A 21,353-nucleotide genomic window follows, 5' to 3' on the forward strand; every position below is an offset into this window, starting at 1 on the left:
CTAAAGCTTCCGGACTTGCCGCCGACAGACACGGCAAGCCTTGCAGTTGCGATCCAACTGGGGCTGTTCACGACAGCGCGCCCGCGCCTCCCGGATGCAAGAAACCATGATCAAAAGTCTCAAGTTCAGCCACAAGATCCTGCTCGCCGCCGCGCTGGTGGTGATCGCGACCTTCTCCCTGTTCACCCTCTACAACGACTCCCTGCAGCGTGCCTCGATCCGCGAGGACCTGGAGGACTACCTGCACGAAATGGGCGAGATCACCGCCAGCAACGTGCAGAACTGGCTGAGCGGGCGCATCCTGCTGATCGAGAACCTGGCCCAGACCCTGGCCCGCGACCACAGCCCGGAGACCACCCAGGCCCTGCTGGAACAGCCGCTGCTGGGCTCGACCTTCCTCTTCACCTACCTGGGGCAGACCGACGGCACCTACACCGCGCGCCCCACCAGCGACCTGCCGGCCGACTACGACCCGCGCCGCCGCCCCTGGTACAACGCCGCCACCAGCGCCGGCCAGACCACCCTCACCGAACCCTACATGGAGCCGGCCATCCACGAGCTGGTACTGACCATCGCCAGCCCGGCGCGCCAGGGCGGCCAGCCGTTCGGCGTGGTCGGCGGCGACCTCAGCCTGCAGACGGTGGTGAAGATCATCAACTCGCTGGACTTCGGCGGCATGGGCTACGCCTTCCTGGTCAGCGGCGACGGCAAGATCCTCGTCCATCCGGACAAGGACCAGGTCATGAAGAGCCTCAGCGACGTCTACCCACGCAACACGCCGAAGATCGGCAGCGGCTTCAGCGAGGCCGAGCTGCACGGCAACACCCGGATCCTCAGTTTCTCTCCGGTCAAGGGCCTGTCCGGCCTGGACTGGTACATCGGCATCTCGGTGGACAAGGACAAGGCCTATGCCATGCTCACCAAGCTGCGTACCTCGGCGATCGTCGCCGCGCTGATCGCGGTGGTCGCCATCGTCCTCCTCCTCGGCATGCTGATCCGCGTACTGATGCAGCCGCTCACCGACATGGGCCGCGCCATGCAGGACATCGCCCAGGGCGAAGGCGACCTGACCAAGCGCCTGAAGGTCACCAGCAACGATGAGTTCGGGGCCCTGGCCATTTCCTTCAACCGCTTCGTCGAGCGTATCCACGAATCGATCCGCGAGGTCGCCGGCACCGCTCGCCAACTGCACGACGTGGCGCAACTGGTGGTGAACGCCTCGAACTCCTCGATGGCCAACTCCGACGAGCAGTCCAACCGCACCAACAGCGTCGCCGCGGCGATCAACGAACTCGGCGCCGCCGCCCAGGAAATCGCCCGCAACGCCGCCGATGCCTCGCACCATGCGTCCGACGCCAACCACCAGGCCGAGGACGGCAAACAGGTGGTCGAGCAGACCATCCGCGCGATGAACGAGCTTTCCGAGAAGATCAGCGCCTCCTGTGCCAACATCGAGGCCCTCAACAGCCGCACGGTGAACATCGGCCAGATCCTCGAAGTGATCAAGGGCATCTCCGAGCAGACCAACCTGCTCGCCCTCAACGCCGCCATCGAAGCCGCGCGCGCCGGCGAAGCCGGACGCGGCTTCGCAGTGGTCGCCGACGAGGTGCGCAACCTGGCCCACCGCGCCCAGGAGTCGGCCCAGCAGATCCAGAAGATGATCGAGGAACTGCAGATCGGCGCCCAGGAAGCGGTCAGTACCATGACCGAGAGTCAGCGCTACAGCCTTGAAAGCGTGGAGATCGCCAACCGTGCCGGCGAACGCCTGAGCAGCGTCACCGGACGGATCGCCGAGATCGACGGGATGAACCAGTCGGTGGCCACCGCCACCGAGGAGCAGACCGCGGTGGTCGATTCGCTGAACATGGACATCACCGAGATCAACACCCTCAACCAGGAAGGCGTGGAGAACCTCCAGGCCACCCTGCGCGCCTGCGGCGAGCTGGAAACCCAGGCCGGGCGCCTGCGCCAGCTGGTGGACAGCTTCAAGATCTGAGCACTGCCCGAGCCGTAGCCGAACCGGCGGATAATCGCGCCGCGGCTATCCGCCCTGCCCCCGGCCATTCGTAGGGTGAACAACGCCAACGGCGTTGTTCACCCTTATCCTGCCAGGATGCCTCCCGAGGCATGCCTTCCTCTCCGCCCGCTCCCTCTGCGACCTATTCCCGCGCTGGCTGCCGCAAGCGCGCCGGCTCGCGCTTTCTTTCCTAGACTTGAAGCTACCCACGGCTCCCGCACACCGTTCGAACGACTGCCGGTGCCGGTGGTCCACTGAGTGGCAGAAGGAACAAGCTCAACGGAGGAAGGCCCATCGTGCACATCGCCGATATGACCATGTTCTACGCGCCTGCCAGCGGGGGGGTACGCACCTATCTCGAAGCCAAGCATCGCCATCTCTGGCACTATCCCGGCATTCGCCACAGCGTGCTGGTTCCCGGCGCCAGCTACCGCCAGGCGAACGGCATCCACGAGGTGCCGGCGCCGCCGCTGCCATTCGGCAATGGCTACCGCTTCCCTCTCCGTCGCGGCCCCTGGCGCAAGGTGCTGCGCAATCTGCAACCGGACCTGATCGAGGTCGGCGACCCGTACCTCACCGCCTGGGCGGCGCTCGACGCGCGACGTCGGCTGGACGTGCCGGTGATCGGCTTCTACCACTCCGACCTGCCGCTGCTGGTGAGCAATCGCATGGGCGCCTGGCTCGGCACCAACGCGGACAACTACGTCAGCAAGCTGTACGGCCACTTCGACCGGGTCCTGGCCCCCAGTCGGGTAATGGCGGAAAAGCTGATGCGCCTGGGCGTCGCCGACGTGCATGTACAACCGCTGGGCGTCGACCTCGTCACCTTCCATCCGAGCAACCGCGATCCGGGGCTGCGCCAGGAACTCGGCCTGGACGAGGAAACCCGCCTGCTGGTGTTCGCCGGGCGCGGTTCGCGGGAAAAGAACCTGCCGGTACTGCTCGACGCCATCCAGCGCCTCGGCGACGGCTATCACCTGTTGCTGGTGGGTTCCAACATGCCGACCCGGGTTCCGCGCAACACCAGCGTGGTCGACCATTTCTGCGATAGCCGCGAAGTCGCCCGCCTGCTGGCGAGCAGCGACGCGCTGCTGCACGCCGGTGACCAGGAGACCTTCGGCCTGGTCGCACTCGAAGCGATGGCCAGCGGCATTCCGGTGGTGGCGGTGCGCGCCGGGGCACTGGCGGAAATAGTCCCGGAGCGTTGCGGCGTGCTCTGCGCACCGAACAACGGCGACGCCATGGCCTGCGCGGTGCGCGAACTGTTCAGCCACGACGTCGAGCTGCGCGGCCAGCGCGCCCGCCGTCACGTCGAGCGCCAGCATGCCTGGGACGCAGTGGTCGCCGGTCTGCTCCTGCACTACCACGCGGTACTCGGCGACAGCGAGGCGAGGTTCCCGCGCTATGGCTGAACGCAGCCTGCTGCTGGTGTTGCACGACGTGGCCCCGGAAACCTGGCCGGACTACCGGCCCTTCGTCGAGGCCGTGGACGCGCTCGGTGAGGTCCCCATGACCTGGCTGGTAGTGCCCGACTTCCACCATCGCAACCCGCTGGAAGCCGACGAAAAGTTCTGCAAACTGCTCTCGCGGCGGGTAACCCGGGGTGACGAACTGGCTCTCCACGGCTTCTATCACTACGATGACGCCCCACCACCGCGTACTCCAGGGCAATACTTCATGCGTCGCATCTACACCTGGGAGGGAGAGTTCTATGCCCTCGACCACGCCGAGGCCAAGACCCGCCTGGCCGCCGGCATCGAGCTGTTCCGCCGCCGCGGATGGCCGCTGCACGGTTTCGTCGCGCCGGCCTGGCTGATGAGCGCCGGCACCCGCCAGGCGCTCGGCGAGAGCGGGCTGCGCTACACCAGCGACCCGTCCAACCTGTATCTGCTTCCCCACCTGCAACCGATCGAGGCCCCCGGCCTGGTCTGGAGCGCGCGCAGTGCCTGGCGTCGCGGCCTCTCCTGGGCGCTCAGCGAGCAGCGCCGCCGGGCCTGGCGCGCAGCGCCGGTGATCCGTCTCGGACTCCATCCGGTCGACATGCGCCATCGCTTTTCCCGCGAATACTGGCTGCGTACCCTGCGCACCCTGCTGTCCGAGGGGCGCCAGCCGTTGACCAAGATCGACTGGCTGGAGCGCCACCTCGCCCTGGACCACGCGGCATGAGTCGAGGCTGGTTACTGCTGTTCGGTTTGATCGGTGCCTCGCTGATTCCGCTGGTGCTCGGCGGCAGCGACATGTTCCCGCGCTTGCGCGCCTTCCCGCTGGACAGCCTGCTGCTGATGTTCGGCATGATCGTGGTCTGCTGGTTCATCAACGGCCTGCGCCTGCGCCTGCTGCTCGCCGGGCGCGCCGGCAAGCTCGGGCAATTGCAGAGCGTCGGCATCATCATGGCCAGCGAATTCGCTTTCTGCGCCACTCCGGGCGGCAGCGGCGGGCCGTTGACCCTGATGGCGCTGCTGGCCCGGCGCGGCCTGCGCCCGGCACAGACCAGCGCGGTGTTCGCGGTCGACCAGTTGGCCGACCTGACGTTCTTCCTCTGCGCCCTCGGCGCGATCCTGATCTATGCCCTCAGCCATTCGCTGAGCCCGAACATGGAATCGAGCCTGATCTTCAGCGCGGTATTCCTGGTCGGCCTGTTCGTCGGCGCGGTAATGCTGATCCGCTACCTGCACCAGGTGATCCGCTTCAACGGGCGGGTTCTGGCGCGGCTCGGCGTGTCATCGCGCAAGCGCCTGCACTGGGGCCGCAAGATCCTGCATTTCCGCATTGCCCTGCACGACAGCCTGCGCCTGCCGAAACGACGCCTGCTGGCGGTCTTCCTTCTCAGCAGTACGCACTGGCTGCTGCGCTTCAGCGTGCTCGATCTGACCCTGCGCGGCCTGGGAGTGGATATCCAGTGGGCCTGGACCTTCCTGATCCAGATGGTCTCGCTCAGCGCCGGACAGCTATCGCTGATCCCCGGCGGCGCCGGCGGCACCGAGCTGACCTCGGCGGCCCTGCTGGCCCCCATGATCGGCAAGTCGACGGCGGCGGCGGCCATCGTCATCTGGCGAGCGGTGACCTTCTATTTCTACCTCGTCGCCGGCGGCCCGGTGTTCGCCGTGCTCGCCGGACGCCCGCTGCTGAAGAAGCTGATCAGCAGTCGCGAGGCTTCTTCCTGAGCGTATCCTCGGCGTCAGCCTCGCCCGTCTCGCTGGCGCTCTCCTGGATACGCCGCCAGAGTTCGGCCGCGCCGGGAAACTCGGTTCCGTCCTCGTCGCCGAGGGCGTCGGTGTCGTAACGGCTTGTGCAACCCTCACCGAGGGTCGGTGGCGGGCTGGCGGTGCCCGCCGACCTGGGATCGCTCATGTTCGTTCCTCCGGGTGCCGGCCCCGGCCGGCATTCCAGGGGAGCCGGCTCAGTCGAACACCACCGTCTTGTTGCCGTGTACCAGTACGCGGTCTTCCAGGTGATAGCGCAGTCCGCGCGCGAGCACCAGTTTTTCCACATCCTTGCCCAGCCGCACCATGTCTTCGACGTTGTCGCGGTGAGTGACCCGCACCACGTCCTGCTCGATGATCGGACCGGCATCCAGTTCCTCGGTCACGTAATGGCTGGTCGCGCCGATCAGCTTGACCCCGCGCTTCGACGCCTGGTGATACGGCTTGGCGCCGATGAAGGACGGCAGGAAGCTGTGGTGGATGTTGATCACCTGGTGGGCGTACTTGCGGCACAGGTCCGGCGGCAGGATCTGCATGTAGCGAGCCAGGACGATGCAGTCGGCGCCATGTTCGTCGATCAGCCGGGAAACTTCATCGAAGGCCGGCTGCTTGTCCTGCGGATCGACGGGAACGTGGAAATACGGGATGCCGTGCCACTCGACCATGCTGCGCAGGTCGTCGTGGTTGGCGATCACGCAGGGAATCTCGCAGTCCAGTTCGCCGCTGTGCCAGCGGTGCAGCAGATCGGCCAGGCAATGGGACTCCTTGCTGGCCATCAGCACCACGCGCTTCTTCACCTCGGAATCGGTGATCCGCCATTCCATGGAGAATTCGCGGGCGATCGGGGCGAAAGCCTGGCGAAAGCCATCCAGGTCGAACGGCAGAGAGTCGGCACGGATCTCGTGGCGCATGAAGAACCAGCCGTTATCGTTGTCGGAATGATGGCTGGCTTCGGTGATCCAGCCATTGTAGGTGGCCAGGAAGTTACTCACCTTGGCAACGATCCCGACCCCGTCGGGACAGGCGATCACCAGCCGAAAAGTGCGCATGGGTATACTCCAGAAACATCGCGAAAGGCCGCCATTCTAGCGGCATGGCGGGAAAAGTTCAGCCTCGGCGAAGGTCTTTCGACAGGCTGTTGCGCGAGAGAATAAACCCGCACAACAGGGCAATCCCGATGCGGAATTAATTACTTTGAATTTCATCGAGAAAAGTTTTCATCGCGGTTTACTTACAGTTTCGCCCTGACTATTATTGAATCTACTTACATGCCCGCCACCGCCACTCAGCACAGACAAGGTACCTGACATGTCCCTGATCAACGAATATCGCGCCACGGAAGAAGCCATCAAGGAACTTCAGGAGCGCCTGAAGTCCCTGGAACAAGACGACAAACTGAAAAAAGAACTGGAATTCGAAGAGAAGCTGCGCACGCTGATGGGCACTTACCAGAAGTCCCTGCGTGACGTGATTTCCCTGCTCGATCCGGACGCCAAGATCGGCAAGAGCACCCGCACCGCCAAGGCGCCTGCCGGCAAGCGCGCGCGCAAGGTCAAGCAGTACAAGAACCCGCACACCGGCGAAGTCATCGAGACCAAGGGCGGCAACCACAAGACTTTGAAAGAGTGGAAAGCCAAGTGGGGCCCCGAGGCCGTCGAGAGCTGGGCCACCCTGCTCGGCTAAACCAGTCAGTTCCACGAAGAACGCCAGCCCAGTGCTGGCGTTTTTCATTTCCGCCGGATTGTATCGGCTCCTCTGCCTGCGCCCTCAAGTCTCCAGCGAATAGCGTTGACGCAGTTCCGCGGCGTAATCGCGCCAGGCCGCAAGTACCGCCGGCAATGTGCCGCCCTGCTCTTGCCGACAAGCCTCCAGCGCCGCCTCGAAGGCCGGCAAAGTATTCGGTGCGCCGTATTCTTCATGGGACAAACGATTGCGGCAGAAGCTTTCCCATTGTTGGCGCTCGGCCACATTTAAAGTTTCCGGGAAATTTCGCGCACGATAGCGAAAGAACAACTCCTGCAAACGGGCATCGTCGAAGGGCCATTGTTCTTTGGCCAATTGCTCCGGTTCGGCAAGGCGCAGCTGTTCACAAAGGCGTCGATCCCGATCGCCAATAAATCCGTCATACAACTGTTGCTCGGGGTCGTCGCTGGCGGAGAAACTTTCTTCGCCATATAGCGCTGTCAGTTTGTCCGCCCAGACGGTTTGATGCTGGCGCAACAGCTCGGCTTTTCGCTGGCACTCCTCGAGTTCGATGCCGGTTCGCTGGCGATCCTCGGCGCGCAATACCGACAGCGGCGCCACCACCGGGCAACGGTTGACCTGGATCTGCTTCAGCGGCACCGGCAACTCGCCCTCGGCCAGTTCGTCGCGACGGGTATACAGGCGCCTGCGCAAGTCCTCGGCCGACAACTCCAGCAGCGGCGCGGGATCGGCGCAGAGGTCGCAGACGATCAGAGCATTGCGGTTGCGCGGGTGCCAGGCCAGCGGCAGGACCACCGAGAGGAAATGGCGCTCCGCGGAAAAGCGTCCGGAGACATGCACCAGCGGCTGCAGCAGGCGCACCTGGTCGAGCACCTTGTGCTTGCTGCGCAACTGGTAGAGGTAATCGTACAGGCGCGGCTGGCGCTGACGGATCAGGCGGGCCAGGGCAATGGTGGCGCGGACATCGGAAAGCGCGTCGTGGGCCTGCCCATGCTCCAGGCCGTTCGCCGCGGTGAGCATTTCCAGCTTCAGCGACAGCCGGCCGTCCAGCTGCGGCCACTGGATGCCCTCCGGGCGCAGGGCATAGGCGGTACGGACCATGTCGATCAGGTCCCAGCGGCTATTGCCGCCTTGCCACTCGCGGGCGTAGGGATCGAAGAAGTTGCGGTACAGGCTGTAGCGCGTCACTTCGTCGTCGAAGCGCAGGGAGTTGTAGCCGGCCACGCAGGTCGCCGGCTGCGCCAGCTGGGCGTGTACCCGGGTCATGAAGTCGGCCTCGGACAGCCCCCGCTCGGCCAGCCGCTGGGGAGTGATGCCGGTGATCAGGCAAGCCATAGGGTGGGGCAGGATATCGTCGCTGGGACGGCAATACAGGTTCATCGGCTCGCCGATCTCGTTCAGCGCCTCGTCCGTGCGGATCCCGGCGATCTGCAACGGCCGGTCGCGGCGAGGGTCGATGCCGGTGGTTTCGTAGTCGTACCAAAAAATACTCGCGTTCACGGTCATTCCCTTTCTGGCGGCACCGGGCAGTCTACCAGTGACTGCCGCGAAGCTCGCGACCCACTTCGGGGATTTCCAGGTTTTCCAACGAACTCACGGAAAGCGCCGTAGGCACGGCCCGCCAGGGCGCGTCAGTGCGCATATCTGCCATCCGAACCTTGCGTTGTCCCCTTCGCCCTCGCTAGCATTCCGCTCGCACGGATGCCCGTTTCACTGACAAGGACAGCACCATGAACGACACCAGCAATCCCTACGCCACCCCCGCCAGCGCCCTGCAACCGACCCAGGCGGTGCCGCCGGTCATCGGCGACTACGACTTCCGCATCGGCGACGTGATCAGCGAAGCCTGGGCCAAGATCAAGGGCGTCAAAGGCATCCTGATCGGCGCCTTCGTGGTCTACAGCGTGGTGATCCAGACCATCACCTTCATCCTCACCCTGCTCTTCGGCGGTATCGGCCTGATGAGCGAGGCCGATCCCATCGCCTTCGCGGTCGGCCAGATGATCGCCAGCCTGGTCGCCACGGCGGTGGGCTACCCGTTCTTCACCGGCCTGACCATGATCGGCATCCGCCGCGCCGCCGACCAGCCGGCGACCTTCAACGAAATGTTCAACTACTTCGGCATGCTGGTGCCGCTGCTGCTCACCGGCCTGCTGATGATGCTGATGGTCTACGTCGGCTTCTTCCTGCTGATCATCCCCGGTCTCTACCTGAGCGTCGCCTACATGCTCGCCCTGCCGCTGGTGGCCGAGCGCGGCCTGACGCCCTGGCAGGCCCTGGAAACCTCGCGCAAGGCCATCAGCCGCCACTGGTTCAAGGTGTTCGGCCTGCTGCTGGTGCTGAGCCTGCTGATGCTGGTGAGCATGATCCCGCTGTTCATCGGCCTGATCTGGACCGGCCCGCTGTTCGTCGTCTCCATGGGTATTCTCTACCGCACCATCTTCGGCGTTCGCCCGCTGGGCAACTGAGGTGCAGACCGGGCCGTCGCGGCGGCCCGGTTGCCTGATGACGCCACGCTGGCTAGCATCTGACTTTCCCCGACACGGCCCCCCGATGCCACCGAACGCAGCCGCCCGCCTCGTCGCGCCCGCCTCCCGGCCAGGCGCCGAGGTCCTCGACACCCACTACCACGTGGAAACGCCGGAAGGCATCGACCTGCTCCTGCGTCCCGCCGGCGTCGTCCCCCGGGCCCTGGCCTATACCATCGACCTCTGCATCCGCGGCCTGATCATGCTGGTGCTGATGCTCGGCCTGGCGTTCCTCGGCAAGCTCGGCGCCGGCCTCGGCCTGCTGCTGACCTTCATCATGACCTGGTGGTACATGGTCCTCTTCGAGGTGCTCAACCAGGGCCGCTCGCCCGGCAAGCAGATGATGGGACTGCGCGTCGTCCACGACGACGGCACTCCGGTGGGCTGGGCCGCGTCGCTGCTGCGCAACCTGCTGCGCTTCGCCGACATCCTGCCCTTCGGCTACGCCCTCGGTCTGCTCTGTTGCCTGAACCATCCGGCCTTCAAGCGCCTGGGCGACATCGCCGCCGGCACCCTGGTGGTCTACCGCGAACCCGAACTGAGCCGGCCCAGCCTGCCTGACGTCGAGCCGCAACTGCCGCCCTTCCCCATGAGCCTGGAAGAACAGCGCGCCTTCCTCGGTTTCGCCGAACGCGGCGCGGCGCTTTCCTCGGCACGCCGCGAGGAACTGGCGGGCATTCTCGCCGAACCGCTGGGCGTCGAGCCGGTACGCGCCCAGGCCGAGATCAACGGCATCGCCCGCGGCTTTCTCGGCCTGCGTCAGGAGAGCGCATGAAACAGAGCCTCTTCGAACAGCGCCACCAGGCCGCCTGGCTACGCTTCGACAAACGCCTCGCCTTCCTCGAGAAAGGCAAGAAGCTGGAAGGCTCCAGCGACGACTTCGCCGCCGATTACCGGCGCCTCTGCCAGCAACTGGCGCTGGCCCAGGAGCGCGGCTACAGCAGTCACCTGATCGACCAGTTGCAGCAACTGGCGATGCGCGGCCACCAGCAGTTCTACCGGCACCGCAGCCACCTCGGCAGCCGCATCCTCGGCTTCCTGCTCGCCGGCCTGCCGCGCCTGGTCCGCGAGGAGTGGCGCAGCATCGCCGTGGCCAGCCTGCTGTTCTACGGCAGCGCCCTGCTCATGGGGCTGCTGGTCTATCACTTTCCCGACCTGATCTACAGCGTGGTCAGCCCGGACAAGGTCAGCGAGATGGAGTCTATGTACGCCCCGGAAACCACCCGCCTGGGTCCGTTGGGGGCACGCGACACCAGCGACGACTGGGAAATGTTCGGCTTCTATATCATGAACAACATCGGCATCGCCTTTCAGACCTTCGCCAGCGGCGTGCTGCTGGGACTCGGCAGCCTGTTCTTCCTGCTGTTCAATGGCCTGATGATCGGTTCGGTGGCCGGCCACCTGACGCAGATCGGCTACGTGCAGACCTTCTGGCCGTTCGTCATCGGCCACGGCGCGTTCGAACTGACCGCCATCACCTTCGCCGGCGCCGCCGGCCTCAAGCTCGGCTGGGCGCTGCTCGCGCCAGGTCGCCTGACCCGCGGCGAAGCCCTGCGGCTGGCCGCCCGGCGCAGCGTGCAACTGATCGCCGGGGTGATCGTGCTGTTGCTGCTGGCGGCCTTCACCGAGGCCTATTGGTCTTCCATCAGTCATTTCGAGCCGCGGGTGAAGTACGCGGTCGGCGCGGTCCTCTGGCTGCTGGTCGGCAGCTACTTCCTGTTCGCCGGACGGAGCCGCCATGCGCCTGACTGACGCCAGCGTGGCGATCCGCCCGCGCAGCGCCTGGGAAGCGCTCGACCTCGGCATCCTCCTGGCGCATCGCCATGCGCGCCTGCTGATGGGCAGCTGGGCGTTGCTGACCCTGCCGCTGTTCGCCGTGCTCAGCCTCCTGCTGTGGCAGCATCCGCCCCTGGCGATCCTGATCTTCTGGTGGCTCAAGCCGGCCTTCGAACGACTGCCGCTGTATATTCTCTCGCACGCCCTGTTCGGCGATACGCCAACCCTGAGGCAGGCCCTGCGCGCCTATCCCGCCCTGCTGAGGAAGCAGTTGCCGGCCAGCCTGCTGTGGCGCCGCTTCAGTCCGACGCGCAGCTTCGACCTGCCGGTCCTGCAACTGGAAGGACTCGCCGGGGAGCCCCGCAGCCAGCGCCTGATCGTATTGTCCCAGCGCAACGCCGGCGGCGCGACCTGGCTGACCGTGGTCGGCGTGCACCTGGAAATGGCGCTCTGGGCCGGCTTCGCCATGCTTCTCTACCTGCTGATCCCGGCGCAGAACGAGATCGACTGGAACTGGCAGAGCCTGCTCGACCCGGAAGCCGGCGAGTGGCTCTGGCTGGAGCACCTGTCGAACCTGCTCTACGTCCTGGTGCTGGTAGTCTGGGAGCCGATCTACGTGGCCTGCGGCTTCACCCTCTACCTGAACCGACGCACCGAACTGGAGGCCTGGGACATCGAGCTGGTGTTCCGCCGCCTGCGCCAGCGTCTGGTCGGCAGCGCCTATGTCCTGCTGCTCGGCCTGACCGCTTCGCTGGCCTGGCTGCCCGCCCCTTCCGCCTATGCCGAGCCGGCGGCCGCCACCAGCGCCGGCGAAGCCGAGCTGCCGCCCGAGCAGGCCCGCCTGCTGCGGCAGAAACTCAACAGCGAACAGGCCGGCAAGCAGATCCGGGCGATCGTCGACGGCGCGCCGTTCAAGAACAGCGAGACCGTTACGGGCTGGCGCTTCGGCGACAAGACCGAGAAAAAGGACAGCCGCAAGGAGGACGAAGAGCGGCTCAAGGCATTCTTCGAGGCCCTGGCCAACTGGGTGCCGTTCCGTCACGCGGCGCAGGTCATCGAAGTGCTGCTCTGGGCGCTGCTGTTCAGCGCGGTGTTCCTGCTGGTCTGGCGCTACCGTGAATGGCTGCGCCTGTTCGTCGGCAACCTGGGCTTGCCGCAACGGGCCCGCCGCGAAGCGCCGACGGTGATGTTCGGCCTCGATCTCAGTCCGGAAAGCCTGCCCGACGACATCGCCGGCAACGCCGAACGGCTCTGGAACGAGAAACCACGGGAAGCCCTCGGCCTGCTCTACCGCGGGCTGCTCAGCCGACTGCTGCATGACTACCGCCTGCCGTTGAAGGGCTCCCATACCGAGGGCGAGGTCCTGCGCCTGGTCGAAGGACTGGAGCAACAACGGCCGCTGCTGCACTACAGCCAACTGCTGACCGCCCAATGGCAGGCGCTCGCCTACGGCCACCGGCTGCCGGCCGACGACGCTCGCCAGCGCCTCTGCGACGGCTGGCGCAGCCTTTTCGCCGCGGGAGCCAAGCCATGATGAGCCGGCGCGCGCGCTTCCTGCTGCTGGCCGTGCTCCTGCTGCTGGCCGGGCTGCTGGCGATCTTCCTGGCCAGCCGCCTGCAACCCTATACGGAGACGATCGACCTCGGCCCATCGCCGGAGGCCCGGCGCAATCCCTACCTGGCCGCCGAACTGTTCCTGCGCAAGCAGGGGGTCACGGTGAGCCGCGCCGACGGCCTTGAGGTCCTCAAGGAGCTGCCGCCCTCCGGGCATACCCTGCTCCTGCTCGGCAGCCGCTCCGGCATGACTCCCGGCCAGGCTCGCCGCCTGCTGCAATGGAGCGAGCAGGGCGGGCACCTGGTGCTGATCGCCGAACGCCTGTGGGACGAGGACGAGAAGAAGAGCGGCGACCTGCTGCTCGACAGCCTGGATATCCGCCAGTACCTGACCGAGGACTTCGACGACAGCCAGGACCGGGCCAGCGAGGAAACCGCCGACGCCGACGCCGACGCCGACGCCGACGCCGACGAAGGTAGCGTCGACGACCACGCGACCGAAGCGCCGCCGGAGGACACCGCCGGCGAGGAAGAAGAGCCCGCCGACAGCGTGCCGGACTATTCCGCACTGACCCGCCTGTACCTGGAAAACGAGCGCTCGCCGGCCTACATCGGCTTCGATCCCGACTACCACCTCTACGATCCGCAGAACCACGCCTACGCCTGGGCCAACAGCGGCGACGCCACCCACCTGTTGCAGATGCAGCACGGCAAGGGCCTGGTCACGGTGCTCACCGACGCCTGGATCTGGCAGAACCGCAACATCGAGCAGTACGACAACGCCTGGCTGCTCTGGTACCTGACCCAGGACAACCAGGTGACCCTGCTCTACCGCGCCGAACGCGACAGCCTCGCCACCCTGCTCGCCCGCCACTTCCCCGAGGCCCTGGCGGCAGCGCTGCTGCTGTTGCTCGCCGGCCTGTGGCGCGCAGGGCTGCGCCAGGGTCCCTTGCAGCCGGTGGCCAGCCGTTCGCGCCGGCAACTGGAGGAACACCTGCGCGCCGGCGCCGACTTCCTCCTCCGCCAGCGCGGCCACGTCGCCTTGCTGCACGGTCTGCAACGCGACATCCTGCGCAGGGCGCGGCGTCGCCACCCCGGTTTCGAACAGCTCGGCGTCGCCGAGCAATGGCAGATCCTCGGGCGCATGACCCGCCTGCCACCCAGCGCCATCAGCCAGGCCATGCGCCCATATCCGGCGCAGCGCCTTTCCGCTGCCGACTTCACCCGCCAGGTCGCCCACCTGCAAAGCCTCAGGAATGCCCTATGAGCGAACAGACGCCCGAACAACCGAGCACCGCGCCCAACCCGGCGCTCCAGCGCCAGCGCGCCAGCCAGCTGGCCCAGGCCCTGCGCACCGAACTGCAGAAAGCCCTGATCGGCCAGGGCGCAGTGATCGACGACGTGCTCACCGCGTTGCTCGCCGGCGGCCACGTGCTGGTGGAAGGCGTGCCGGGGCTCGGCAAGACCCTGCTGGTACGCGCCCTGGCGCGCTGCTTCGACGGCGGCTTCGCGCGCATCCAGTTCACCCCCGACCTGATGCCCAGCGACGTCACCGGCCACGCCGTATACGACCTCGCCAGCGAGCAGTTCAAGCTGCGCAAGGGGCCGGTGTTCACCCACCTGCTGCTGGCGGACGAGATCAACCGCGCGCCGGCCAAGACCCAGGCCGCCCTCCTGGAAGTGATGCAGGAGCGCCAGGTCACCCTGGAAGGACGCGCCCTGCCGGTGCCGCAGCCGTTCATGGTGCTGGCGACGCAGAACCCGATCGAGCAGGAAGGCACCTATCCGCTGCCGGAAGCCGAACTCGACCGCTTCATGCTCAAGCTGCGCATCGATTACCCGGCCGAAGCCGAGGAACAGACCCTGGTGCGCCAGGTGACCCGCTCCGCGCGCAGCGACATGCTCGACGTGGCCAACCTGCGGCCGCTGCTGAAGGACAAGGACGTTCTCGCCCTGCAGCGGATCGCCAGCGACCTGCCGATCGACGACCAGGTCCTCGACTATGCCGTGCGCCTGGCCCGCACCACCCGCAACTGGCCGGGCCTGGCCCTCGGCGCCGGACCTCGCGCGTCGATCGCCCTGGTCCGTTGCGGCCGGGCGCGGGCGCTGCTGCGCGGCGGCGAGTTCGTGGTGCCGGACGACATCAAGGGCTGTGCCCTGGCGGTCCTGCGCCATCGGGTCCGGCTGTCTCCGGAGCTGGATATCGAGGGGCTGTCGGTGGACCAGGTCCTGCAACAGTTGCTCGACCAGGTACCGGCCCCCCGCGTATGAAGCCATCGCGCGCCCTGCTGGCGCTGTTCGCCGCGCTCCTGCTGCTGGCCATCGGCCTGGGCAGCCTGTCGGCGCTCGGCCAGCGGTTGCCTGCGCAACTGCATACATTCTGGTGGGCGGCGCTCGCCGCGCTGCTCCTGCTCGGCCTGCTGGACGCCCTGTGGGCGCGCCGCCAGGCGGTGCCGAAGCTGAGCCGCCAGCTCAGCGGCAACCTGCCGCTGGGGCGCTGGAGCGAAGTGCGTCTGCATCTGCAGCACACCTATCGGCGTCCGGTTCGCCTGACCCTGTTCGATCACCTGCCGGCCGGCATGGATTTCGAGTACCTGCCGCAGGAGGTCGAACTGCGCCCGGGCGAAAGCACCGAGGTCGGCTACCGGGTGCGGCCGCTCAACCGCGGTCACTTCGTGTTTCCCCGCTGCGAGCTGGAACTGCCCAGCCCGCTGCGCCTGTGGCGGCAGCGCCGCTACCTGGAAGCACGCGGCGAGACCCGCGTCTACCCGGACTTCGCCCGCCTCTACGGCGCCGAACTGATGGCGGTCGACCACTGGCTCAACCAGATCGGCGTACGCGGCGGCCAGCGCCGCGGCCTCGGCCTGGAGTTCCACCAGTTGCGCGAATTCCGCGACGGCGACACCCTGCGCCAGATCGACTGGAAGGCCACCGCTCGCAAACGCACGCCGATCGCCCGCGAATACCAGGACGAACGCGACCAGCAGATCCTCTTCCTGCTCGACTGCGGCCGCCGCATGCGCAGCCAGGACGGCGACCTGTCGCACTTCGACCATGCCCTCAACGCCAGCCTGCTGCTGGCCTACGTGGCCCTGCGCCAGGGCGACGCGGTGGGCGCCATGACCTTCGCCGGCGACGACCGCCGGCATCTCCCGCCGGGCAAGGGCAGCGCCCAGCTCGGCGCGCTGCTCAACACCGTCTACGACCTGCAGACCAGCCAGCGTCCCGCCGATTTCCCGGAAGCCGTGCAGGCGGTGCTGTCCCGCCAGCGGCGGCGGGCCCTGGTGATCCTGGTAACCAACCTGCGCGACGAGGACGACGAAGAACTGCTCGGCGCGGTGAAACGCCTGGGCCGCCAGCACCGGGTGCTGGTCGCCAGCCTGCGCGAGGAAGTGCTCGACACCCTGCGCCACGAGCCGGTCGCCCGCTACGAGCAGGCGCTCGCCTACACCGGCACCATCGACTACCTGAATGCGCGCAACGGCCTCCACGAGAAGCTCGCGGCCCACGGCGTGCCAGTGCTCGATGCTCGTCCCAGCGAACTCGGGCCGGAGCTGATCAGCCGCTACCTGGGCTGGAAGCGCGCCGGCGTGCTTTGACGGATCAGACCGACTGCGGCTGGCGGGGGAAGCTGAAGTAGCGGCGCAGGGCCTCCACCAGTTCGAGGAATTCGGCGGGCGGCGCCAGCAGGTGGAAGCCGGAATCGAAATGACCGGGCGTGACGTCCTCGCAGGTCCACCGGCAGTCGGCGGAAAAATCGATGCATTGCGGGCGACCGCCCAGTCCCGGAACCTTCAGGCGCAGTTCGAAACGCGCGCCGACCAGCATCGGCAATTGGCTGATCAGCAGCAGGCCGTCCTCGGAGACGTTGCCGATGTAGCCCATCGGCTTATCGGTGATGCGATTGAACACCTTCAGGTAGCTGGGCAACTGATGGCGCTGGATATGTCGTTGAAGACCCATAATGGCATTTCGCTATGATTTGCAGTCCAGTATGACGATGCCGGCGCTCGGGGAACAAGCTCAGCGGCAGCGTTCGGACTCCCGCGAGGCCAGTTCGCGACGAATGGCGTCCAGCTCGGCATCGCTCAGATAAACCGGCCCGCCGCCGGCGTCCTGCCGATAGAAGCGGCCGCCGCGTTCGAGCTGGGACAACTGTTGCCGCAAGCGCCCGCATTCCTCGGCCAGCGCAGCCTGGCGCTGGCCGGCACGTTCGGCGGCGGCGGTGCGTTCCTCGCGACGAGCATCGAAATACTCCTGGGTGCGCTGCTCGCGCTGGCGGGTCGCGGCGTCACGTTCCACCACCTGCGGCCTGACTTCGACGCGTTGCGCGCCGGCCGGTGGCGTGGCGGAGAAGTGTACCTTGCCCTGGGCATCGGTCCAGCGATAGATGTCCGCCTGCGCCAGCACGGGCATCAGGGCGACACAGAACCACAGGGCACGCATGCGAACCTCCTCCGTGAAATCCAGGGCGAAGCTTACCGGATAGACCGGTGTCCCATGCGACCGACGGTCAGCCTGAACGCCCGTCCAATCCCTCCCGGCCGCCTACAGGCGGGTCGGCACGGCGCTGGCCGAGGCCGGCGTCTCGCTCAGCCGGCCCAGCTGGCGCAACGTCTCCAGCCGCGCCTTGGCACGGTAGGCATATTCGCTGGTGGGGTAACGGGCGATGATGAAGTGGTAGGTCTGCGCCGCGTCGACGAACAGGCTCTGGCGTTCCAGGCACTGGCCGCGCAGCAGCGAGATTTCCGGCTGCAGGTAGGGCCGCGCGCGAATCCGCCGTTCGGCCCGCGACAGGTCGAGCATCACCTGTGCGCAATCGCCTTTGTCGTAGGCGCGGTAGGCCCCGTTCAGGTCGCTGTTCAGCGACCAGCTGTTACAACCGGTGGCACTCAGCGCCAGGCAGGCAACGATCAAGCTTCGCATAGGCATATCCTCCGTTGGGAACTGTATCGGCGCGTATTGGCGTGACTGAAGGGCCTGACTAGACTGGGATGCCCCTCGCCCTGGCGCCAAGGAGATGCCATGCGCTTCGCCCGCCGTCTCGTCCTGCTCCCGTTGCTGTCGCTGCTGGCCGCCTGCTCGCCGACCACGCCGCTGTTCGTCGCCCAGGTGACCACTGGCGAAGTCGCCGAATACAAGCAGATGAAGAGCAACCGCATGACCGCCGCCATCGAGGAGGAAGGCGACCTGCTGACCTACAGCGCCATGGCGATCCGCGACAACAGGAGCGCCGAGGCGGAAAAGCTCTACCTCACCGGCTACGACAATCGCCGCTACAGCGCCGAGGTGCGCGGTATCTCGCTGTACCAGATCGGCCTGATCTACATGAGCCGCTACAACGACCAGCGCGACGACGCCAAGGCCACCGACTACTTCCAGCGCGTGGTCCGCGAGTTCCCCGGCACCCACGCCGCCGAGCATGCCCAGGCGCGCCTGCTGGCAATGCGCCAGCGGGCCAGGGAGCCGGTGCAGAAGAGCGCTCGCGAATTGCTCGCCACCTGGAAGCCACAGCAGAACCTCGATCTCTACAAGACCAGCCTCGACCCGGACATGACCCTGCTGTCGCGCCGCGCGGTGCTCAAGGATCGGGTCGACGAAGCCGCCGAGCTCTACCTGCTGGCGGTCAACGATCCGGCGATTCCTGCCGGTATAAAGGAAAAAGCCCTCTACCAGCTCGGCCTGATGTACCTGGCGCCGGACAACCCGCACCCGAACCGCGACAGGGCAATCGAATACCTGCGTCGCCAGTTGCTCGACTATCCTGAAGGCGAATTGTCGAACAAGGCCGGCCGGCACCTCGACCAGGCGCTCAACGTGCAACCTCGCTGATCCCCGCCGGACTGACCCAGATCAAGCGCCCGTCGCGGCGCCTGGTCTGCAATGGCATTCCCGCCCAATGCCAGGAGCGTTGCCATGAACCTGCATAACCTGCTGGTGGTCGTCGACCCGAGCAGCGACGAACAGCCGGCCCTTACCCGTGCCCAGTGGATCGCCGAACGCAGCGGTGCCAGCGTCGAGTTGCTGCTGTGCGACTTCAACCCGGCGCTGGACGGCGGGCTGTTCTTCGACAGTCACTCGCTGCAGCGTGCCCGCGACCTTTACCTGGACGAACGGGTCACCTGGCTGGAGCAGCTTTCCATGCCGCTGCAGCAGGCCGGCATCCGCACTCAGGTCGAGGCCCAGTGGGGCAAGCCGCTGGACCGGATGGTCCTGCAACGGGTCGGCGAAACCCGGCCCGACCTGGTCCTCAAGAGCACCCGCAAGCACAACCTGCTGCGCCGCCTGCTACTGGGCAACAGCGACTGGCAATTGATCCGCCACTGCCCGCAGCCGCTCTGGCTGGTCCATCACGACGCCTGGCGCGGCCAGCGCCTGTGCGCGGCGCTCGACCCGCTGCATGCCAGCGACAAGCCGGCCGCCCTCGATCACCGGCTGATCGCCGCCGCCCGCCAGCTCGAAGCCAGCCTGGGGCTGCGCGCCGACTACCTGCATACCCACGCGGCGATGCCGCGCAGCCTGCTGTTCGACGCGGAAATGCTCGCCGGCTACGAGCGTTTCGTGCTGCAACATGAGGAACGTCACCGCCAGGCCTTCGACGACCTGCTGGCAGCCTACCCGGAGATCGCCGCGGAGCGCCGCCACCTGCTGGCCGGCTATGCCGAGCAGGCGATCCCCGACTTCGTCCGGGCCAACGACATCGACCTGCTGCTGATGGGCGCGGTCGCCCGGGGGCACCTGGACAACGCACTGATCGGGCAGACCGCCGAACGCGTCCTGGAGGAGGTGGAATGCGACCTGCTGGTGCTCAAACCGACAAATGACATCTGATGCAGATAGTATGACTCCGCAGTCGCCGCCGAGCCTCGCCGGTGGTAGCCTGCACGCCAGCGTTATCCAAGGAGTCCTTTGCATGTCCGTTCGCCGCACCAAAATCGTCGCCACCCTCGGCCCAGCCAGCAATTCCCCGGAAGTGCTGGAGCAACTGATCCTGGCCGGGATCGACGTCGCCCGCCTCAACTTCTCCCACGGCACCCCCGATGAACACCGCGCCCGCGCCAGGCTGGTGCGCGAACTGGCGGCCAAGCACGGCCGCTTCGTCGCCCTGCTCGGCGACCTGCAAGGACCGAAGATCCGCATCGCCAAGTTCGCCAACAAGCGCATCGAATTGCAGGTCGGCGACAAGTTCCGCTTCTCCACCAGCCACGCCCGTGACGCCGGTACCCAGGAAGTGGTCGGCATCGACTACCCGGACCTGGTGAAGGACTGCGGGGTCGGCGATGAACTGCTGCTGGACGACGGCCGGGTGGTGATGGTGGTCGAGGAAGTCGCCGCCGACGAACTGCGCTGCCGGGTGCTGATCGGCGGCCCGCTGTCCGACCACAAGGGCATCAACCGCCGCGGCGGCGGTCTCACCGCGCCGGCGCTGACCGACAAGGACAAGGCCGACATCAAGCTGGCCGCGGACATGGACCTGGACTACGTGGCCGTTTCCTTTCCGCGCGACGCCAAGGACATGGAATACGCCCGCCGCCTGCTCACCGAGGCCGGAGGCAAGGCCTGGCTGGTAGCCAAGATCGAGCGCGCCGAGGCGGTCGCCGACGACGACGCACTCGACGGCCTGATTCGTGCCAGCGACGCGGTAATGGTGGCCCGTGGCGACCTCGGCGTGGAAATCGGCGATGCCGAGCTGGTCGGCATCCAGAAGAAGATCATCCTGCACGCCCGCCGCAACAATAAAGTGGTGATCACCGCGACCCAGATGATGGAGTCGATGATCCACAGCCCGATGCCGACCCGCGCGGAAGTCTCCGACGTGGCCAACGCCGTGCTCGACTACACCGACGCGGTGATGCTCTCGGCGGAAAGCGCCGCCGGCGAGTACCCGGTGGAAGCGGTGAAAGCCATGGCCCGCGTCTGCCAGGGCGCCGAGAAGCACCCGACCAGCCAGAAATCCAGCCACCGCCTCGGCCAGACTTTCGACCGCTGCGACGAGAGCATCGCCCTGGCGTCGATGTACACGGCCAACCACTTCCCGGGGATCAAGGCGATCATCTGCCTGACCGAAAGCGGCTTCACCCCGCTGATCATGTCGCGCATCCGCTCGTCGGTACCGATCTACGCCTACTCCCCGCACCGCGAGACTCAGGCTCGCGTGGCGATGTTCCGCGGCGTGGAAACCATCCCCTTCGACCCGGCGGCGCTGCCGGCGGAGAAGGTCAGCCAGGCCGCGGTCGACGAGTTGCTCAAGCGCGGCGTGGTGACCAAGGGCGACTGGGTGATCCTGACCAAGGGCGACAGCTACACCGCCCAGGGCGGCACCAACACCATGAAGGTGCTGCACGTCGGCGACCTGCTGGTATAAGCGCACGTCGCGGCGGATAACGCCTGGGGCGTTATCCGCCCTACGGACCGGAGCCCCGCTGGCCCAACGTGGTGTAGGGCGAATAACCGCTACGCGGTTATCCGCCGTTTCAGCCGCATCGCGGCGAATAACGCCTGGGGCGTTATCCGCCCTACGGACCGGCGCTCCGCTAACTCAACGTGGTGTAGGGCGAATAACCGCTACGCG

Annotated in this window: 21 protein-coding genes; 15 read left to right on the forward strand and 6 right to left on the reverse strand. The window is 66.6% G+C overall.

Going from position 1 to position 21,353, the window contains the following annotated elements; translation table 11 throughout:
- Nucleotides 1-106: 106 nt before the first annotated feature.
- The 4 genes from pctB (at nucleotide 107) to LE197_RS20290 (ending at nucleotide 5,181) form a co-directional block, all read left to right on the forward strand.
- The gene (gene pctB / locus LE197_RS20275) at nucleotides 107-1,996 is read left to right on the forward strand and encodes a methyl-accepting chemotaxis protein PctB (protein WP_003148126.1); all 1,890 of its coding nucleotides are present in this window, start codon (nucleotides 107-109) and stop codon (nucleotides 1,994-1,996) included.
- 317 nt (nucleotides 1,997-2,313) lie between these two features.
- Nucleotides 2,314-3,429 carry a glycosyltransferase family 4 protein gene (locus LE197_RS20280; protein ID WP_003101181.1) on the forward strand — a complete coding sequence of 372 codons (1,116 nt, stop codon included), beginning with the start codon at nucleotides 2,314-2,316 and terminating at the stop codon, nucleotides 3,427-3,429.
- Nucleotides 3,422-4,183 carry a DUF2334 domain-containing protein gene (locus LE197_RS20285; RefSeq protein ID WP_003161498.1) on the forward strand — a complete coding sequence of 254 codons (762 nt, stop codon included), beginning with the start codon at nucleotides 3,422-3,424 and terminating at the stop codon, nucleotides 4,181-4,183. The genes LE197_RS20280 and LE197_RS20285 overlap by 8 nt, the downstream gene beginning before the upstream one ends.
- Nucleotides 4,180-5,181 carry a lysylphosphatidylglycerol synthase transmembrane domain-containing protein gene (locus LE197_RS20290; protein WP_003120851.1) on the forward strand — a complete coding sequence of 334 codons (1,002 nt, stop codon included), beginning with the start codon at nucleotides 4,180-4,182 and terminating at the stop codon, nucleotides 5,179-5,181. The genes LE197_RS20285 and LE197_RS20290 overlap by 4 nt, the downstream gene beginning before the upstream one ends.
- Here LE197_RS20290 and LE197_RS20295 read toward each other — a convergent pair.
- Nucleotides 5,156-5,368: a hypothetical protein gene (locus tag LE197_RS20295; RefSeq protein ID WP_023108730.1), complete on the reverse strand. Its 213-nt coding sequence runs from the start codon at nucleotides 5,366-5,368 to the stop codon at nucleotides 5,156-5,158. The genes LE197_RS20290 and LE197_RS20295 overlap by 26 nt on opposite strands.
- Before the next feature lie 49 nt (nucleotides 5,369-5,417).
- Nucleotides 5,418-6,269 carry a formyltetrahydrofolate deformylase gene (gene purU / locus LE197_RS20300; protein ID WP_003101174.1) on the reverse strand — a complete coding sequence of 284 codons (852 nt, stop codon included), beginning with the start codon at nucleotides 6,267-6,269 and terminating at the stop codon, nucleotides 5,418-5,420.
- A gap of 259 nt (nucleotides 6,270-6,528) precedes the next feature.
- Between purU and mvaT the strand changes: the two genes are divergently transcribed.
- Nucleotides 6,529-6,903: a histone-like nucleoid-structuring protein MvaT gene (gene mvaT, locus LE197_RS20305; protein ID WP_003093888.1), complete on the forward strand. Its 375-nt coding sequence runs from the start codon at nucleotides 6,529-6,531 to the stop codon at nucleotides 6,901-6,903.
- A gap of 84 nt (nucleotides 6,904-6,987) precedes the next feature.
- Here mvaT and sbcB read toward each other — a convergent pair whose 3' ends face one another.
- Entirely contained in the window at nucleotides 6,988-8,430 is a 1,443-nt protein-coding gene (gene sbcB / locus LE197_RS20310; protein ID WP_003120852.1) for an exodeoxyribonuclease I, read from the reverse strand.
- A 224-nt stretch (nucleotides 8,431-8,654) separates the two neighbouring features.
- On the opposite strand from sbcB, the gene LE197_RS20315 reads away from it, so the two are divergent.
- Genes LE197_RS20315 through LE197_RS20345 form a run of 7 tightly spaced genes read left to right on the forward strand, consistent with a single transcriptional unit; the run spans nucleotide 8,655 to nucleotide 16,380 of the window.
- Nucleotides 8,655-9,392 carry a hypothetical protein gene (locus LE197_RS20315; RefSeq protein WP_003101171.1) on the forward strand — a complete coding sequence of 246 codons (738 nt, stop codon included), beginning with the start codon at nucleotides 8,655-8,657 and terminating at the stop codon, nucleotides 9,390-9,392.
- Between the two features lie 37 nt (nucleotides 9,393-9,429).
- Complete coding sequence (locus LE197_RS20320) at nucleotides 9,430-10,227, forward strand: RDD family protein (RefSeq protein WP_003123273.1); 798 nt, start codon at nucleotides 9,430-9,432, stop codon at nucleotides 10,225-10,227.
- A complete protein-coding gene (locus LE197_RS20325) occupies nucleotides 10,224-11,204 on the forward strand; it encodes a stage II sporulation protein M (RefSeq protein WP_003112783.1) in 981 nt (326 codons plus the stop codon). The genes LE197_RS20320 and LE197_RS20325 overlap by 4 nt, the downstream gene beginning before the upstream one ends.
- Nucleotides 11,191-12,762 carry a DUF4129 domain-containing protein gene (locus LE197_RS20330; RefSeq protein ID WP_023108731.1) on the forward strand — a complete coding sequence of 524 codons (1,572 nt, stop codon included), beginning with the start codon at nucleotides 11,191-11,193 and terminating at the stop codon, nucleotides 12,760-12,762. The genes LE197_RS20325 and LE197_RS20330 overlap by 14 nt, the downstream gene beginning before the upstream one ends.
- A complete protein-coding gene (locus LE197_RS20335) occupies nucleotides 12,759-14,048 on the forward strand; it encodes a DUF4350 domain-containing protein (protein WP_019681898.1) in 1,290 nt (429 codons plus the stop codon). The genes LE197_RS20330 and LE197_RS20335 overlap by 4 nt, the downstream gene beginning before the upstream one ends.
- A complete protein-coding gene (locus tag LE197_RS20340; protein ID WP_003112780.1) occupies nucleotides 14,045-15,052 on the forward strand; it encodes an AAA family ATPase in 1,008 nt (335 codons plus the stop codon). The genes LE197_RS20335 and LE197_RS20340 overlap by 4 nt, the downstream gene beginning before the upstream one ends.
- Nucleotides 15,049-16,380, forward strand: a complete 1,332-nt coding sequence (locus LE197_RS20345; protein ID WP_003112779.1) for a DUF58 domain-containing protein — start codon at nucleotides 15,049-15,051, stop codon at nucleotides 16,378-16,380. The genes LE197_RS20340 and LE197_RS20345 overlap by 4 nt, the downstream gene beginning before the upstream one ends.
- A 4-nt stretch (nucleotides 16,381-16,384) precedes the next feature.
- On the opposite strand, the gene LE197_RS20350 is transcribed toward LE197_RS20345, so the two are convergent.
- The 3 genes from LE197_RS20350 to LE197_RS20360 all read right to left on the reverse strand — a co-directional run bounded on the left by LE197_RS20350 (nucleotide 16,385) and on the right by LE197_RS20360 (nucleotide 17,713).
- Nucleotides 16,385-16,744 carry a PilZ domain-containing protein gene (locus tag LE197_RS20350; protein WP_003093898.1) on the reverse strand — a complete coding sequence of 120 codons (360 nt, stop codon included), beginning with the start codon at nucleotides 16,742-16,744 and terminating at the stop codon, nucleotides 16,385-16,387.
- A 60-nt stretch (nucleotides 16,745-16,804) separates the two neighbouring features.
- Nucleotides 16,805-17,227, reverse strand: a complete 423-nt coding sequence (locus tag LE197_RS20355; protein ID WP_003093901.1) for a DUF4124 domain-containing protein — start codon at nucleotides 17,225-17,227, stop codon at nucleotides 16,805-16,807.
- A gap of 102 nt (nucleotides 17,228-17,329) precedes the next feature.
- Nucleotides 17,330-17,713, reverse strand: coding sequence for a tetratricopeptide repeat protein (locus LE197_RS20360; RefSeq protein ID WP_003120855.1), 384 nt, complete (start codon nucleotides 17,711-17,713; stop codon nucleotides 17,330-17,332).
- Nucleotides 17,714-17,806: 93 nt separating this feature from the next.
- Here LE197_RS20360 and LE197_RS20365 point away from each other — a divergent pair, with 93 nt between their 5' ends.
- From LE197_RS20365 to pyk, 3 genes are all read left to right on the forward strand, one after another.
- A complete protein-coding gene (locus LE197_RS20365; RefSeq protein WP_023108732.1) occupies nucleotides 17,807-18,613 on the forward strand; it encodes a tetratricopeptide repeat protein in 807 nt (268 codons plus the stop codon).
- 84 nt (nucleotides 18,614-18,697) lie between these two features.
- On the forward strand, nucleotides 18,698-19,612 hold the full coding sequence (locus LE197_RS20370; protein ID WP_003093926.1) for a universal stress protein: 915 nt from the start codon (nucleotides 18,698-18,700) through the stop codon (nucleotides 19,610-19,612).
- Nucleotides 19,613-19,694: 82 nt separating this feature from the next.
- Nucleotides 19,695-21,146 carry a pyruvate kinase gene (gene pyk, locus LE197_RS20375; RefSeq protein WP_003093930.1) on the forward strand — a complete coding sequence of 484 codons (1,452 nt, stop codon included), beginning with the start codon at nucleotides 19,695-19,697 and terminating at the stop codon, nucleotides 21,144-21,146.
- Nucleotides 21,147-21,353 lie beyond the last annotated feature (207 nt).

This window comes from Pseudomonas sp. PS1(2021), assembly GCF_020405165.1.
Taxonomy (GTDB): domain Bacteria; phylum Pseudomonadota; class Gammaproteobacteria; order Pseudomonadales; family Pseudomonadaceae; genus Pseudomonas; species Pseudomonas aeruginosa.